Annotated in this window: 14 protein-coding genes; 2 read left to right on the forward strand and 12 right to left on the reverse strand. The window is 66.5% G+C overall.

All coding sequences use genetic code 11. The annotated features are described in order from the left end of the window. Positions 1-12: 12 nt before the first annotated feature. Both OXG79_07845 and argG read right to left on the reverse strand, forming a co-directional pair. Positions 13-1908 carry an endonuclease/exonuclease/phosphatase family protein gene (locus OXG79_07845; GenBank protein ID MCY3783681.1) on the reverse strand — a complete coding sequence of 632 codons (1896 nt, stop codon included), beginning with the start codon at positions 1906-1908 and terminating at the stop codon, positions 13-15. 48 nt (positions 1909-1956) lie between these two features. Continuing rightward, positions 1957-3168: an argininosuccinate synthase gene (argG, locus tag OXG79_07850; GenBank protein MCY3783682.1), complete on the reverse strand. Its 1212-nt coding sequence runs from the start codon at positions 3166-3168 to the stop codon at positions 1957-1959. Between the two features lie 147 nt (positions 3169-3315). Here argG and OXG79_07855 point away from each other — a divergent pair, with 147 nt between their 5' ends. Next, complete coding sequence (locus tag OXG79_07855) at positions 3316-3672, forward strand: cupin domain-containing protein (GenBank protein ID MCY3783683.1); 357 nt, start codon at positions 3316-3318, stop codon at positions 3670-3672. Positions 3673-3836: 164 nt separating this feature from the next. Beyond that, on the forward strand, positions 3837-4685 hold the full coding sequence (locus OXG79_07860) for a DegV family protein (protein ID MCY3783684.1): 849 nt from the start codon (positions 3837-3839) through the stop codon (positions 4683-4685). Positions 4686-4727: 42 nt separating this feature from the next. Here the strand turns inward: OXG79_07860 and OXG79_07865 are convergent, their stop codons facing one another. The 10 genes from OXG79_07865 to alaS form a co-directional block, all read right to left on the reverse strand. Beyond that, on the reverse strand, positions 4728-5642 hold the full coding sequence (locus tag OXG79_07865; protein ID MCY3783685.1) for an ABC transporter permease: 915 nt from the start codon (positions 5640-5642) through the stop codon (positions 4728-4730). Positions 5643-5746: 104 nt separating this feature from the next. Beyond that, the gene (locus OXG79_07870; GenBank protein ID MCY3783686.1) at positions 5747-6697 is read right to left on the reverse strand and encodes an ABC transporter permease; all 951 of its coding nucleotides are present in this window, start codon (positions 6695-6697) and stop codon (positions 5747-5749) included. A gap of 51 nt (positions 6698-6748) precedes the next feature. Then, entirely contained in the window at positions 6749-8644 is a 1896-nt protein-coding gene (locus OXG79_07875; protein MCY3783687.1) for an ABC transporter substrate-binding protein, read from the reverse strand. A gap of 301 nt (positions 8645-8945) precedes the next feature. Continuing rightward, positions 8946-9371, reverse strand: coding sequence for a hypothetical protein (locus tag OXG79_07880; protein ID MCY3783688.1), 426 nt, complete (start codon positions 9369-9371; stop codon positions 8946-8948). A gap of 22 nt (positions 9372-9393) precedes the next feature. Next, on the reverse strand, positions 9394-9960 hold the full coding sequence (gene efp, locus OXG79_07885) for an elongation factor P (protein MCY3783689.1): 567 nt from the start codon (positions 9958-9960) through the stop codon (positions 9394-9396). Between the two features lie 30 nt (positions 9961-9990). Further along, a complete protein-coding gene (locus OXG79_07890) occupies positions 9991-11073 on the reverse strand; it encodes a Xaa-Pro peptidase family protein (protein MCY3783690.1) in 1083 nt (360 codons plus the stop codon). Beyond that, the gene (gene mltG, locus OXG79_07895) at positions 11070-12125 is read right to left on the reverse strand and encodes an endolytic transglycosylase MltG (protein MCY3783691.1); all 1056 of its coding nucleotides are present in this window, start codon (positions 12123-12125) and stop codon (positions 11070-11072) included. Before mltG ends, OXG79_07890 begins: the two co-directional genes overlap by 4 nt. Then, on the reverse strand, positions 12122-12580 hold the full coding sequence (gene ruvX / locus OXG79_07900) for a Holliday junction resolvase RuvX (protein ID MCY3783692.1): 459 nt from the start codon (positions 12578-12580) through the stop codon (positions 12122-12124). The genes mltG and ruvX overlap by 4 nt, the downstream gene beginning before the upstream one ends. After that, on the reverse strand, positions 12540-13784 hold the full coding sequence (locus tag OXG79_07905; GenBank protein MCY3783693.1) for a baseplate J/gp47 family protein: 1245 nt from the start codon (positions 13782-13784) through the stop codon (positions 12540-12542). Before OXG79_07905 ends, ruvX begins: the two co-directional genes overlap by 41 nt. Before the next feature lie 92 nt (positions 13785-13876). Further along, complete coding sequence (gene alaS, locus OXG79_07910) at positions 13877-16492, reverse strand: alanine--tRNA ligase (GenBank protein ID MCY3783694.1); 2616 nt, start codon at positions 16490-16492, stop codon at positions 13877-13879. Positions 16493-16688 lie beyond the last annotated feature (196 nt).

Genomic DNA, 16688 nt, shown 5'->3' on the forward strand with positions numbered 1-16688 from the left:
AAGGGGCTTGCGCTAGCGAGAAGCGACGTCCGCCAGGGTGTGCGACGTCAGCTTCACCCACACCGGCTCGTGGTCGGAGGCAGCGGTGATCGGCCGGCGGACCTCAACCACCGCAAGGTCGGGGGTGTGCAGCACATAGTCGATGCGCTCAGCGTCCGCGGGAAACGTTGGCGGTCCGCCGGCGTCAGGGTCGAGGAATCCAACCTGCCAGAGCAACTGCATCGACCGTGCGTCCGCCTCCGCGTTCAAATCCCCCGCCAGCACCGTATGCGTCCGGCCGCCCCAGATGTCGAGCAGCGTCCGAGCCTGCGCCTCGCGCGTCGGGCCGCCGTCTATCGCGTGATCCAAGTGCGAGTTGATGACGGTGTACGTCTGGCCGGAGGCGTCAATCTCAGATTCCACGGCGCCGCGTGGAATCCGTCCCGGATTGTCGAAATGATGGACGGTACCGCGTATTGGCAGCCGGGTGAGGGTGGCGTTGCCCCAGAGATCGCCCGCACCCGCGCCATACACGTAGGGCATGTCAAGCCGCTGCGACAGCCAGGTGAGCGTGTCCGCGGAGCCGGAAATCACCCAGCCCCGACCCACCTCTTGCAGCGCGATCACGTCGGCCGGGTTTTCCTCCAGCGTTTGCGCCACGGCCTCGAGATCGAAGCGGCCTTCCACGCCAAATCCCTGGCGGATGTTGTACGTGACCACGCGAAGACCGTCGGAATCGGCGTTTCCAGTGTCCGGCGGCGCTGCCGTGCCGGCGACCGCCGCTGCCGGCAGCAACACCAAGCCGGCGGCAACCAGCGGGGCCGGCCAGCGGCGCCGGCGCGCCCGTCTCTCGTCCTCCACGTCCGGCGACCGCCGCAACGAGCCGCCGACTCCCAGGAGGACCGTGGCAATGACCGCGGCCCACATCACCCACCCAGGTCCGTAGAAGGAATAGAACACGAACAGCAGCATCACCAGCAGAAGAAGTCCAATGGTCATCGATACCACGCTGGGCGCCACACGGTCGGAGCCGTCCGTCCGCGGCACGAGGGGAACCAGCACCACCGGCAGCGCGGCGCCGACGGCCGCGGCTCCCAGCCCCGCCACCGTCCCGGCGTCAAGGAGAACAAAACCCGCGATGAGCACGACGGCAGCCACGCCAAGCAGAACTCGTGCGCGAGCCGGCCCGGCTCGAATCAGCGCCGAGGTCCAAACGATGCCCACGGCGGCGCCGGCAGCCAGAGCAAGTCCCGCAGCGCGGAAATCAAGATCCGCGCTCACGATGACCTGGCCCAGGTTTCCACTGAGGATCAGAAAGACCACCAGCCCGGGACCGAGACCAATGAGCGGCCAGGCATCGCGCCACGCTGGCAGTCGCGTTGCTTGACGAGCAACCGCCGGGGCGCCAAGCGCAACGATGGCGACGGCGATGGCTACCACCGCCGACGCGGCCGGGTGGTGCGCAAACGGCGCGTCCACGGTGATGAAACCGATGCGAACGGTCAGATCGAGCGCCAGCGCCAGGGCAAGAGCCATGGGCGCCGCCAATCCCAGCGCGGGCAGCATCGCCAGGAACCAGCCGAGCGCAATCGTGCCGGCGAGGCCCGCCGCGAAGTCGAGTCCTGGAACGGCGGAGATCTGTCCCACCGCCGCCCCGGCCGCCAGCAATCGCAGCGACCATAGGCTCGCCGCTTGCACGCCGATAACGCGGACGAGCGGCCAGGCCAGGATGGCGGCGGCAAAGCCGCCGAGCACCACGATTGCCAGAACCTCTCGGCTGGACGTCTCCCCGATCAGCCAAACCGTGTGAGTCGTGAAGACTCGAATCGCCTGGAGGCCAAGCAGCAGGGCGCAAGCGATGGCCAGCAACCCCGCCGACGGCGCGCGCCGAGCCGCGTCCAACGCCGTCGCGGCGTGCGCTACGGCCACGGTTTCCTCTGAGGGAGGCAGACGTTGCTCACGTGCGTCTCACCGGCCTCATTCGTCCGAGTCGATGTGGCCCTGGGTGCTCAGCGCGCGAGCGCTCACGCCCAGCACGCCGAGAAAACCTTCCGAGTCGCGGTGATCGAAATCGCCCACGCCTTCCATGCTCGAGGCGTCGCTGTAGAGCGAGTGCGGCACATCGTGCGCGCTGGCGTAGGCGACGTGGCCCCGATAGACGTCGACGACGATCGTGCCCGTCGTCAGCTTCGTGAACGTCTCCACGGATCGACGCATGGCGCTGCTGGCGAGGTCGAACCAGTAGCCCTCGTACACCTGTCGCGCAAGCTGCGCCGACGCCTGGTCGAAGACGGACCGCGCGCGCCGGTCCAGGATGAGCTGCTGGAGATAGGCGTAACACGTGCCGAGCAGCTCCATCGCCGGCGCCTCATAGACGCCGCGTGACTTGATGCCGACGAAGCGGTTCTCCACCACATGCAGACCTATGCCCACGCCATGGCGGCCGCCGATGGCATTGGCCTGCTCGATGGCTTCACGCGGCGTCACCGGCCGACCGTCGATAGCCGTGGGAACGCCCTGCTCGAAGCGAATCGCGACTCGCTCACCATCCTCCGGTGCTTCGTGGGGAAAGACGCCCATCTCCGGGCGCACGAATTGGGCTGGGGTTTCCAACTCCTCAAGCTGGCCGGCCTCGTGAGTCAGGCCAAGGAGATTCGCGTCGGTTGAGTAGGGCTTGTCGAGCGTCGCGCGGATCGGGATTTCCTCCCGCTCGCAGTAGACGATCATCTCCCGACGACCCGGAAACTGCTCCAGGAACTCCGTGTCGCGCCACGGGGCATAGACCTGAATCCCGGGCGCGAGCATGTTGGTGACCAGCTGAAACCGCACCTGGTCATTGCCGCGGCCGGTGGCGCCGTGGCCGAACACGGTGATATCGCGCCGCTGGACCTCGGGCAGCAGGGCCTGCACCGTGACATGCCGCGCGATGCCGGTCGTGTTCCAATAGCCACCTTCGTACTTGGCTTGCGTTTGGATGACCTCCAGACCGGCCCGGGCCAACGCGTCGCGGGCATCGACCAGAACCGCGTCCTCGGCGCCCGCGGCTCGCATGCGCTCGGGGATGTCGTCGATGTTCGCCTCATCCGGCTGGCCCAGATCGGCCGTGAGGGAAACGACTCCCACTCCCTCCTCGACCAACCAACGCGTGATGGTGCAACTGTCCAGCCCGCCGGACGCGGCCAGCGCCATGCGCTTGCCTATGAGATCTCCGACAACCACCGCTCACCCCGCTAAGACGGACCAATCGCTTGTAGAGTACCGTTCGCACGCCAGCGTGCGACCGTCGACGCCCTCGCGGCGTGCAGTTCGGGCGGTCCTTCGCCCCGGAGTTCACCCATGCCATTCGTTGACCCCGCCGATCATCCCGAAATCGAGCTTGCCCCGGGCGCACGGGCGCGCACACCGTATGGCGAGCGGGTGATGCTGTCGCGCCTGGAGCTGGACGAAGGCAGCGTGGTGCCGTTGCATCAGCATCCGCACGAGCAGGCCGGCATGCTGCTCGAAGGCGAGATGGAGCTGACCATCGGCGACGAGACCCGGCTTTGCCGCCCTGGGGACATGTTCATCATCCCCGGCGGCGTGCTGCACCGCGCGCGCACGGTGAAGGGCCCCGCACTGGTTCTCGACATCTTCAGTCCGCCGCGCGAAGATTATGTCGAGTTGGCCAACCGATACATACCCCCGAGCGACTAATCCGAACTGCCTCAGGCTCGCCCACACGGGTCACTGCCCTGACGAGTCGCTTGTTCGGACGGAGTACTATTTCCCCGGCGGCTGGATAGCGCTTGGCCCGGTGGCAACAATGCACCCGGCGGCGGAACCAAGGCCAAGCGCTGAGGTTGGACTGGAGTATTCGCATGGCAGTCAAGATCGTGACCGACAGCACGGCGTATTTGCCGCGGAGCCTCCTCGACGAGCACGGCATCGAAGTGGTGCCGCTGCACGTGCACTTCGGCACCGATGACTTCACCGACGGCGTCGACATCACGCCGACCGAATTCTTCACCATGCTGGAGAGCCGGCCCGAGCATCCAACCACCTCGCAGCCGGCGCCGGCCGCCGTCATGGATATCTATGAACGCTGTGGGGCGGACGGCAGCGCCATTGTGTCCATCCATCTATCGGCCAAGCTGAGCGGCACGCTCGAATCGGCACGCTTGGCTTCAGATCAGCTGCCCGACGTGGATGTGCACTTGGTCCGCAACGATCTACCGCCGATTGGCGTCGGCTTGCTGGCGGTGGAGGCGGCGCAGGCCGCCAACAGCGGCGCCAGCGCCGAGGCGGTGGTGGAGCTTGTGAACGAACTGGGCGCGCGCACGCATGTGGCGTTCGTGGTCCCCACGTTGGAGTACCTGCGCCGGGGCGGCCGCATTGGCGGAGCTCAGGCCTTTGTGGGTTCCATCCTGAGCTTCAAGCCGGTGCTGCACGTGGAGGACGGAGAGGTGCAACCCGTCATCCGGGTGCGGTCCTTCACCAAGGCTCGACGCGCGCTGGTGGACTACGTGCGGGAACGTGCGCCAAACGGCCTGCAGGCCATCTCGGTGATGCACGTGGGGGCTGACGACATGTACGCCGCGCTGGAAGCCGACATCCAACGCGAGTTCGACGTGTCGGCGGCACTGCTGCCGGGAATCGAGATGGGACCGGTGATCGCCACGCACACGGGCCGCGGCGCATTCGGCGTCGCGTTCATCGCCAACCCGTAGCCAACCCGAGGCGTCGCGGCGACGGGGACGGGCGCCGGTCGATCAGTTGGTCCAGGCGCTGGCCTGTGGGTCGAGGGCCTCTCGGAGTCCGTCGCCCAGCAGATTCAGCGACATGACGGTGATGAATATCGCAATGCCGTGGGGCATCGGCACCCACGGCGCCGTGCGGAGGTAGCGGCGACCCTCGGCGAGCTCCAGACCCCATTCGGGCGTCGGCGGCTCGGCGCCGAGGCCGAGAAAGCTCAACCCGGCGGCGGCGATAATCGCCGACGCCAGGCCAAGCGTGGCCATGATGATGATGGGGCTCACCACGTTGGGGAGCACGTGGCGCAGCATGATGCGCGCCTCGCGCATACCCACGGCTCGCGCCGCGCGCACATACACCAGCTCGCGCGCGGAAAGCGTGGCGCCGCGCACGACCCGCGCGTAGTAGGGAATGGCCGCGATCCCCAACGCGATCAGCGCGTTGTTGAGGCCGGGCCCCAGCGTGGAGACGATGACGATGGCCAGCAGGATGCCGGGAAACGCCAGCATCACGTCCAGCACGCGACTGATCGCCCAGTCGACCTTGCCGCCCACGAATCCGGCGACCAAGCCCACCAGCGTGCCGCCGGAGGCGGCTATGGCTACCGCCAGGAATCCAATGCGCAGCGAGATGCGCGGCGCGTGCACCACGCGAGTGAACACGTCGCGTCCCACTCGGTCCGTGCCCAGGAGGTGCCCGCCCTCACCCGGCGGGGAATTGAACAGCTCCGGGTTGTAGTAGTTCAGCGAATGGGGCGCGATGATATCGGCCAGGATCGCGACGATGGCAATGGCGATGAGCACCACGCCGCCGGCGATGGCCGCCTTGTTGCGAATGAATCGCCGCCACGCGAGGCCCCACTCGCTGCGCGCGGCCCCCGGATCGCCGCCCTCAAGGGCTTCTTTGACGGTCGGGGTGTCAGCCGTCGCCACGGCTGCAAACTCCTCGCACGCCCGTCGACGCCATCGAGCCGGGAACGGCTGGGCACGCTGCCCGATCAACGTCGCGCCGCGCGGCGCCCTGTTTTCGCCTCACGCTACGTCTGAAGCCGCACGCGCGGATCGATATAGGTATAGAGCACGTCGACGATGATGTTGACGGCGACATAGACCAGCGACGCCAACATGACCAGCGCTTGCACCACCGGATAGTTCCGGCGCTGCACAGCCTCCACCAACTCGAAGCCGAGGCCCTGGCGGGTGAACACGACCTCGACGACGATTGCACCCGTCAGTAGGCTCCCGAACTGCAAGCCGACGATGGTGATGACCGGAATCAGGCTGTTCTTGAGTGCATGCCGGATCACGACCGCCGATTCACGCAGCCCCTTGGCGCGAGCCGTCCGCACAAAGTCGCGGCTCATGACGTCGAGCATGGACGAGCGAGTCATCCGGGCAATGATCGCGGCGGCGCTGACGCCGAGCGTGATCGCCGGCATGATCATCCCTTCGGGCCTATCCTGCCCCAAGGCCGGCAGCCAACGAAGATTGACGCTGAATATGTAAATCAGGACGAGACCGAAAAAGAAGTCCGGCACCGAGACGCCAAACACGGCCACGACCTGTCCCGAATAATCAACCCAGGTGTGGTGTCGGATCGCCGACACTATTCCCGAGACCAGCCCCACCAGCAGGGCGACGCCCATCCCGGCCATCGTGAGCTTCAACGTCTCGGGGAATAGCTCCTTGATGAGGTCCCCGACCTGCTGATTCGTCTGGAACGAGCGGCCGAAATCACCCACCACCACATCCCGGGCATACAGCGCGAACTGCACCGGAATGGGGTCGTTGAGGTGGTAGGAATCTCGGAGCTGCTCGACCGCTTCGAGCGGAATGCGGCTGGTGAAGATCGACGATTCGCCGCGCGACTCGAGCAGCAGCGACACCGGATCGCCGGGGATCAGGCGCAGGAGGACAAATACGATTACCAATACTCCGATGAGCACCGGCACCGCGGCCAGCACCCGGATTGCAATGTATTTGCCCATTCCTGCGCCAGATCAGCGTCCGGCGATCACGCCCTCCTTATGGCCTCGCTCCTAGCCCTCGGTCGAGTAGAGGTCGAAGGGGTACGGCGAGGTCAGGATCGTGTGGAACACGCGTCCGCCGACCTTGGCCGTGTTGGCCGGGAATAGCGAACCCCACTCGACCAGCGGAATACCGACGGCCTGCTCCATCAGAATCGTGTGCACACGATTCGTCATCTGCGCGCGCTTGGCCTGGTCGGGCTCGGTGCGCACAGCGTCGAGCAAGCTGTCGATCTCCTCGTCGACGAGCCAGGTGTAGGCCCGGTTGCCCGGCACCCCGAAGTTTCGCGAGTGATAGACCGTGTCAAGCACCAAGCCGCCCTCAAGCCCCACGCCGCCCTGCCACTTGTGGGTGTGCATCTTTTGCAGGTATTGCTCGACGGCGGTGCCCCACTCCATGTTGGGCGTGGCCACCGAAATGCCGATCGCGTTCTCGATGTTGAGCTTGTAGGGCTGCGAGAACGGATTCGGCGTGTCGGGGAATGAGACTTCCAAGAGTTGACCACCGGAGTCGTAGCGGAAGCCGCCATCCCCGCGCGCGTAGCCGGCCTCATCGAGGATCTGGTTGGCCTTCTCGATGTTGAAGTCGTAGTAGCCATCCAGGTCCGGGTTATAGCCGACGGTTCCCGGCGTGAGCAGGCTGCCCGCCAGCGCGCCGAAGCCCAGCGTGACGCTGCGCGTCACCGTGCCGCGGTCGGTGGCGTGGATCAGCGCCTTGCGAACCGCCAAGTCATCAGTCGGGAAGTTAATGGTGTTGGTCTGCAAGTACCACGGCTGTCCCGGACCAAGCCCGATGAAGACCTGGTGCGCCGGACTCCCGAAGAAGGGCTGCAGCTCGGTGAGGCTGTAGTGGTGCATCCAGCTCAGCTCTTCAGCCTCGTAAGCCGCCACCTTGGCCGACACGTCGGTCAGCTCGAACGACGTCCACTCATCGGCAAAGGCCGGACCTTGGTTGAGCGCCCACGGCGGACCCCAGTTGTAGTCGTCGTTCCGGACCATGGTGAGGGAAATGTTCTCTTTCCACTCCTTGAACTTGTACGGTCCGGTACTTACGGGGTTTCGCGTGAGGTCTTCACCGTATTCCGCCACGGCTTTCGGCGATGCAAACACGGCGGAGCCGCCGGCCAGGAGGTCCAGGAAGAAGACGTTGACCTCGTTGAGCGTCATCTCGAGCGTAAAGTCACCCGGCGCCGACACGCTGGCCAGCTGGTTGCCAATGTTGGCGTTCCAGCCGGGGTTCATGTCCGGGTCCATCCACAGCTCGAAGTTGAACTTGGCGGCCTCGGCGTTGAACGGCGTCCCGTCGTGGAACTGCACGTCGTTGCGAAGCTGGAAGGTGTAGGTCAGCAAGTCGTCCGAGACTGTCCAGTCCGTCGCCAGCCACGGCGCCAGCTGCCCGCCTGGACCATGGGCGATCAGCGCGTCGAAGAGCGGCTGACCGCCGCCCATGAGCGACCACGCGTCAGGAAAGTGCAGCGGGTCGAGGTTGTTGATCGCGCCCGGCGCCGCGTGGGTGATCTTGCCACCGTACTGCGGGTTGTAGGGCGTGAGGTCGCGGTAGTTGCCGAATCGCACCGCCTTGACGGGGCCGATTTCGAAGACGCCGGCGACCTGCGTCTCCTGCGGCACCTCTACGACCTTCTCGACGATCTTCTCCCGCTCGACGACCCTCTCAACCTCTTGAGTCACGACCTTCTGGACTTCGACTTCCTTGACGACTTCCTTTTCGACCACCGTTTCGACCGGGACTTCTTTGATCTCGGTGACGGTGACGATCTTCTCTACCTCAACCGTGCGGATCTCGACCTCGCCCTCGCCGCACGCGGCCAGCGCCGCGGCGCCGACGCCACCTGCGAGACCAAGCGCTCCGAGGCGCATCACGTCACGCCTGCTTAAAGATTTCGCCATGGGTTCCTCCCCTCCCGCGACTAGAGTCGCACCCGGACCCGGCACGCCCGGCCACTGCCGACGCACACCCGAATACCTGTCGAATTCATGGGTCCGTCCCGAGTTTGACTTTACCACTCAGAGATTCTTGACGATGCGAAGCTCGTGGACGTGCCAATTCGTTGCCGAAGTTCGACGCGGCGCCTCGAAATTCCTTCGGTCACGCGGGATGCGAGGTCCGCCGGCGACTACGGAACGGACGACCGCGCACAGAACTCGACAGTCCGGAGCCGCCGACAACCGGACCTCCGAGGTAGGAGCGCTACTCGGCTGGCGTCAAACGGGCGATGGGCTGACCGTATTCGACCGGCTGGCCGTCGGGGACCAGAAATGCCTCGAGCGTTCCGTCAAACGGCGCCGGCACCTCGTGGGACACGCCGAGCACGTCCACGAAGCCAAGCGGGGCTCCTTCTTCCAGCGCGTCGCCCGGCTCAGCGATCGGATCGGCGCCGTCTTCGGTCCGCCGATGGAAGATGCCGACGTGCACGGCTCGGGCAACCGGCGGCTCGGCAGCCTCGACATCCGTGGACTCGACGACGGCTGAGACATCAGCGGCTGGCTCCGCGAGCCGCAGGCGAATCGTGTGGTGTTCGTCGGCGACTTCGATCTCCTCGAGCCGCTCATTGCGAGCGGTTTCCACAAGATCGGGGAGCACTTCGGAGAGCGCGCGATCCCACTCGTCAGTCAAGGCAATCCTCACTCAGTCCTGGTCACGCCTGCCCGACGCGCGTGCTGTATTCGCCGGTACGGGTATCCACGCGAATGACGTCGCCGGTGCTGATGAAGAGCGGCACATCAATTTGCAGGCCAGTGCTCATGGTGGCCGGCTTCGACGCCGCCGTCGCGGTGTCCCCGCGGACGCCAGGCTCCGTGTGCGCAACCGCCATATCAACAGCCACCGGCAGCTCGAGCCCGATGGTGCGGCCTTCGAACGTCGTCAGCTCGAGCTCCAATCCGTCGACCAGATAGTCCGCGGCGGATCCGACCTCGGCGGCGCTGAGCGCGACCTCCTCGTACGTCTCCATGTTCATGAAGTGAAAGGCGTCGGAACTCCGGTACAGGAACTGTGCCGGATCAACATCCAGCCGCACGCGCTCGAAGCGCTGACTCGCTTGAAACACGCGATCGGAGGTCGTCTGGTTGACGATGTCGCGCAGCCTGAGCTTGGTCTGCGCGCTGCCGCGGCCGATCTTCTGATGCTGGTGCTCGACGACCTCCAAGAGCTTCCCGTCGATCCGCACGACATTGCCGCGACGCAACTCGCCAGGGTCAACCATCGGACGGCTCCACGACTCTCGCAGCGGTGGTCATTTTGCCGTCTGCGTCAGCACTTCGACACCGTCGTCTTGCACGAGCACGAGATCCTCAATCCTCACACCACCCCACTCCGGCAGATAGATACCCGGTTCCACCGACGTGACCATGCCGGTCGCCAGCGTATCGTCCGATCGCGTCGAGAGTCGCGGGGACTCGTGAATCTCCAGGCCCACGCCGTGCCCCGTGCCATGGCCGAAGTCACCGCCGTGGCCCGCCGCCGCGATCGGGTCCCGGGCCAACGCGTCGGCGTCCCGTCCCGACATGCCGGCACGGATTCCGGCTTCCGCGGCCAGCTGCGCCTCCAGCACAAGATCGTAGATTCGCCGAAACGTCTCGTCCGCCGGGCCGGCGATGAACGTTCGCGTGATGTCCGAGCAGTAGCCCCTGAGTCGCGCTCCAAGGTCGACAATCACGGGCTCACCTGCGGCGATGGGGTGGTTCCCCGGCTGGTGGTGGGCCATGGCCGCGTTCGGCCCGGCGGCAACGATCGTGTCGAAGGCCGGGCCCTGGGCGCCGAGGTCGCGCATGGCGGCCTCGAGTCGATTCGCCAGCGCGCGTTCGGTCACGCCCGGCTCGATCCACGCCGCGGCCCGCGCCATCACCTCGTCGGCGATGCGCACGGCTTCGCGAATCACGTCGAGTTCACCCGCATCCTTGATCACGCGAAGCTGCTCCGCGACAGCCTCAACGGGCACGAGGCGCACCGGAGGCGTGAGCTCGGCGAGTCGCGCCTCCAGCTTCTGAAACCCGGCATAGGTGACGTGCTCGGGCTCGAAGCCGACGCGCGTCGCGCCGGAGGCCGCCACGGCGTCCGCCAGGCCCTCGAGAGGCTCGGCCGCTTCGACCACGCTGAACGCCGGGGCTTGGTCGCGCGCCTGCACCGTGTAGCGAAAGTCGGTCACGAGCACACGATGATCCGCGCCGATAAGCAAGACGCCGGCGCTGCCGGTGAATCCGCTGAGATAACGACGATTGGCGGCGCCGTGAACGAGCAGCACGTCCACGTCCAAGCCGGCGAGTCGCGACTGCACCCTCGCCGCTCGGTCTCCATCCACCGGTTCACCTCCGCTCACGGCAGAGCTCGATACTGGGCGATGTTGCGCTCGTGTTCCTCGAGCGTCACGGAAAACGCATGCGATCCATCGCCCTTGGCGACGAAGAAGATATACGGCGTTTCGGCCGGGTTGGCGGTGGCGGCAATCGACTTGAGTCCGGGGTTGGCAATCGGCCCCGGCATCAGCCCGGAGTGGAGGTAGGTGTTGTACAGCGAGTCCACGCGAAAATCGGCGGTGGTGAGGTCGGGTTTCCACCATCCGCGCCCACCTTCGGTGCGTCCCAGGGCGTATTGCACCGTGGGGTCCGCCTGGAGCGGGATCCCCGTCGCCAGTCGATTGGCGAAGACGCCGGCCACCAACGCGTACTCCTCATCGATTCGCGCCTCGCGCTCCACGACCGACGCGACGGTGATGAGGGCGTGCAAATCCCAGCCGCGGGCCGCCGCCGACGATCGCATGTCGACGGTCACGATGTCATCGAAGCGCCGCAGCATGGTGCGGACCAAATCGCCGGCAGTGGTCCCGGCGTTGATCTGGTAGGTATCGGGAAACAGATAGCCTTCGAGCGACACTCCGGGTGGGATGCCGCGCAGGAAGGGAAACTCGTTCGCAAGCTCGGCAACCTGGTTGCGCGCGATCCCCAAGAAATCCTGGCCGGCAATGTGGGTTTGCTCGTCGAGCCGATCCGCCATTTCCTCAATGCGAAAGCCTTCCGGAAACGTCACCGTCTGCTCCGCGGGCTGCCCGGCCTCGAACAAGGTCAGAATCTCGTCCAACGACATGTCCTGCCGCAGGAGATATACGCCCTGTCGCAAGCGCCCATCGAGGCCCCGCCGATCGACCAGGAGACGAAACAGCAGATCGCTGCGGATCAGGCCGTCGCGCTGCAGCGCGCGGCCGATGTCGCTGGTCGTGGCCCCCGGCGGAATGGTGAACTGCACCGTTTGCGCCGCCACCGGGGCCGGCGACTCCGCGAACCGGCTCACGACGTTGAAGCCCAAATAAGCCACCGCGCCAATCGACAGCAGCACGACGACAAACGCCTGAATGAGCAGCCCAATGGCTCTCACCAGGCTCCCCGATCATTGAGAAAGTCCTGCACCAGCACCTCGGCGGCCACGGCATCGATGGGACGCTCGCCCGACCGCTCCCGCGCGGCGGCCGTGGTGAGCCGCTCGTCGCGCAGCACGACCGAGTCCCACTGATCCGCAAGCAGTTGGCGGGCCCACCGGCGCGTCCGCGCCGCCTGAGGCCCATCGCTTCCATCCAACGATAACGGCAGACCGACCAGAATCGTAGCGTTGGGATAGTCATCCGTGATTGTCGTCACGGCGGCCCGATCGCGCGCCAGATCCCGCCGCTCGATGACACGCCGATGGGCCACGAATCCACCCGCCGCGTCGGAAATCGCCACGCCTATGCGGCGCGATCCCAGGTCAAGGCCAATGATGCGCCGGTTGCGCGGTGGCGGCGGCTCGGCAGGCTCAGCCCGCCGGGATGGCCGTCGGCTCCGTGACCTGGACATCGATGCGCCAGCCCCAACGTGGGAAGTTTTCGGTGTCAGGTGGATCATGCGACATCCGCCAGGCGGCAATCTGCGACTGCCGATTCAGAGCCACCGCCCCGTCGTCGAGGCTCGTGCCGGCCAACGTGCCGCGAATGGCGTTGGTATCGAGTTTCGCCACCGATTCGCCAACCGCCTCGATGCGCATGTGCAGCCAGCCAAATGACTCGTCGAGGATTTCGGTTCGCAGGACATGGATCTCGTCGAATTCGACATCCGCGCCACCGCTCGCGAGGCCGTTGACAATAATCCGCTCCAAGTCATCGTTGGCGAAAAGCGTCCCGCTCGCGCGCACTTCCAGGTCCAACTGCAGCACCGCCGCGAGCTGATCCACGTCGGCGCTGAAGTCCTTCCGCACCACCTCGGGATTGCCGGCTTCCGGCGACCATACAACGAGCGTGTGTTGCTCGGGGCGGTCGCGTCGAAGCTCCTCCACCGCCGCGCTTTGCAGCCGCTCCACCAAGACACGGTCGAGTTCGTCGATGTCCCGCTGGGAAACCAGCGCGATCTCCCGCTCCGCCGCCCCCGAAATCGGCTGCGAATTGAAGACATCAAGCGTCTCCGCCTCCAGTCCATCGACGGCCACAATCGCCAGCGCGCGCACGTTGCCCGTCGTGCCGGGGTTTTCCGCCGTCACGCTCACGGTCGCCTCACCGGGAACCGTCTGGCCGACGATTTCCACCGTCGGCGGCACGAGCACTTCGGCGTCCGTGAGAAAGCTCGTGCCCTGCTGGGTTCGAACTCGAGTATTGCGAGGAGCGACAACGGCTTCGCGGGTGCGATTCCTCAAGGTGATGCGCCCACGAGCGAACTCCACGGGCTCCCGGCGCCTGCCGGTGGTGGGCATGGACATGGAGCCGTCGCTGACGGCGGACACGATCGTGCCGGGAATGGCGCGCGCCTCGACGTCAACCTCGGACAGCTCGGGATCGATGCGCACGTCAACGGTGATCGGCACGTGCGTCGCCAGCGGAGACACCACAACGGTCGACGAGGGCCAGATCCAAAAGGCCATGACGATCCAAACCGCGGCGACGCCAACCACCGCCGCGGCCGCGGGCGCCAGCAGACGCAGGGGATGGTCGTTGCGCTCCCAGTGGCGATACGTGCGCACCGGCCGCGCGCCGTCGAGCTCGTCGAGGCGCTCGAACACGGGTTCGCGCATCGTCGGCGCACGGCGGCGCGAATGCGCCTGACGCCGCGGGCGGCGCCGTGGGCGCGGCGGGAGCCGCTCGAGCGTGGGGCCCTGGCGAATACTCATGACGGCCTCCGAATGGCGGCCACATAGCTGCGCCCGGCGTCCAATGCCTCGTCGATCTTTGCGGCGTCCGTGCCGCCCGACATCGCGAGTTCCGGCCGCCCGCCGCCGCTTCCGCCCGTGAGCTTGGCGACGGTTCGAGCCAGGTCGCCGGCATGCACGCCCGCATCCACGGCCTGAGCCGAAGCGGCCGCCACGAAGGCGGGCTTCGCCGTGACGCTCGTGGCCAGGAGAATGACCCAAGGCTCCTCGAGCTGGTCGCGCAACGACTCGGTGACCTGCCGCAGCGCGTCACGGTTGGCGACGCTGACGCGCCCGGCGACCAGCGTGAGGCCATCCACCTGCTCGCGACCCGCCAGCAGCGCCGCCGCGGACCGTCGCGCCTCCGCGCGTTCGGCAGCGGCGACCTGACGACGGGCCTGGGCAAGCTCAGTCTTGAGTCGACGGATGCGTTCCGCCGACTCGCCCGGCGATACGCCGGCTTCCTCGGCCACCTCGTTGAGGATGTCCTGCTGGCGCTCGACGAACTCGGCGGCTCCGTGGCCGGTCAGCGCCTCGATGCGGCGCACGCCGGCGGCGATGCCGCCTTCGCTGGCGATGGCGAACATGCCGATCTGGCTCGTCGCGGTGCAGTGCGTGCCCCCGCAGAGCTCCAACGATTGGTCGCCCATGGCAACCACCCGCACGACCTCGCCATACTTTTCGCCGAAGAGCGCCATGGCGCCCCGTTCGACCGCCTCCCGCACCTCCGCCGTTTCAGTCGCGACCGGCAAGTCTTCGAGCACGCGGCCATTGACCCACTGTTGGATGGCGCGCAGCTGCGCCCGATCAACCGGGTTGGGATGCGTGAAGTCAAAGCGAAGGCGATCGGGAGCTACCAGCGATCCCGCCTGCTGCACGTGGGCGCCCAGCGTGTGGCGGAGCGCCGCGTGCAACAGGTGGGTCGCCGAGTGATTGCGCATGATGTCTTGCCGACGCGAGCCATCGACCTCCGCCCGCACGACGTCGCCGACCCGCAGAACGCCTTCCGTGACGTCAACCAGATGGACGTGGGTTCCCTCGGGCGCACTCTGCGTATCTCGAACCCGCGCCACGAGTCCGTCGCGTCGGAGAGCGCCGGTGTCGCCGACCTGGCCGCCGGCCTCGGCGTAGAAGGGCGTTTGGTCGAGCACGACCATGGCCCGGCCCGGCGCATTCACCGACTCGTGCAGGGTGCCGTCGATGTCGACGGCGACGACGGTGCCTTCGCCCGCAACTTGCCCGCCGTACCCGAGAAATGCCGTTTCGCCGAATCCAGCGGGAAGACGCGCGCTGCGATCGCCACGCTGTGCCGCGCGGCTACGCTCACGCTGCTCGGCCAGCGCCGCCGCGAAACCCTCATCATCCAGGGCGACGCCGCGCGCTTCCGCCACCTCGTGGGTGACGTCGCGCGGGAACCCGTAGGTGTCGTAGAGAAGAAACGCGCGGGCGCCCGGCAGGGTGCCGCCGCGGGGAATGTCGGTCAGCATCTCGTCGAGCAGGGCCATCCCCGTCACCAGCGTTCGGCGGAAGCGGGCTTCCTCATCACGGATGGCGTCGCAAATGAACGTGTACCGTCGCTCCAGCTCCGGATACGCCTCGCCGAAAATCTCGACGGTTAGGTCGGCAAGGGGCGACAGCGCGTCATCACCCATTCGCAGCAGGTCGGCGTGGCGCACGGCATGGCGCAGGCTGCGCCGCAACACATAGCCCCGGCCTTCATTGCCGGGCATCACCCCGTCGGCAATCAGAAACGCCGCCGCGCGCGAATGCTGCGCCACGATGCGCATAGAGCGCCCGGCCGCGTCATCGGGTGCATAGGCGCGACCGGCGCGCCCGCTCACAAGGCTGAGCATCGGCCTCCACACGTCGGTGTCATAGGTAGACGGCACGCCCTGGAGCACCCAGGCCCAACGTTCGAGCCCGGCGCCCGTGTCCACGCCGGGATTCGAGGGGCTGAGCGCACCTTCCGTGTCCTGGAGATACTGGTTGAATACGAGGTTCCAGATTTCGAGGTAGCGGTCCGGCGCCACCGCCGGACCTACGTCTGGCTCGTCGGGTTGAAGGTTGACGAAGATTTCGGTGCAGGGACCACAGGGCCCGCTATCGCCGGTCGGGTCCCAAAAGTTGTCATCGCCCAAGAAGGCGATGCGCTCGCGCGGATGACCGGCATCCGTCCAGATTTCGGCCGATTCGTCGTCGCGGGGCACGCCCTCGCGGCCCTCGAAGACCGTCACCCAGAGATGGGCCGGATCGATGCCGGCGACCTCCAGCACCAATTCGCGGGCGTACGCGATCGCTTCCTCTTTGAAGTAGTCGTTGAAGCTAAAATTGCCCAGCATTTCGAAGAAGGTCAGGTGGCTCAGGTCGCCGACCTCATCGAAGTCGGTGGTGCGGAAGGACTTCTGCACCGTGGCCACACGTGGATAGGGCGCCGGGCGTTCGCCGCTGAAATAGGCTTTGAACTGCTGCATACCCGCTGTCGTGAGCAGGACGCTCGGATCGCCCGTGGGAATCAGGGACGAGCCTGGAAGCACGACGTGCCCGCGGTCGGCGAAGAACGCGAGAAACATCTCGCGAATCTTGTCGGTCTGCATGGCTCAGGCAGTCTCCTCACTCATGGGACATAGCAAAAGACCGCCGGAGATTGCCTCCCCAGCAGTCCCTTAAGTTCGCGTCAGATCCGGCTCTCTAGCCGGTTCGGCCTCGTGTGGTGCTCGTCACTCCCTGCGGACGGTTAAGCATCCTCCGCCGCGCCCGACGATCGAGTCGAGCGCAGCGCCAGTCCGAGGA

It is taken from the genome of Chloroflexota bacterium, from assembly GCA_026706485.1.
Taxonomy (GTDB): domain Bacteria; phylum Chloroflexota; class UBA11872; order UBA11872; family UBA11872; genus JAJECS01.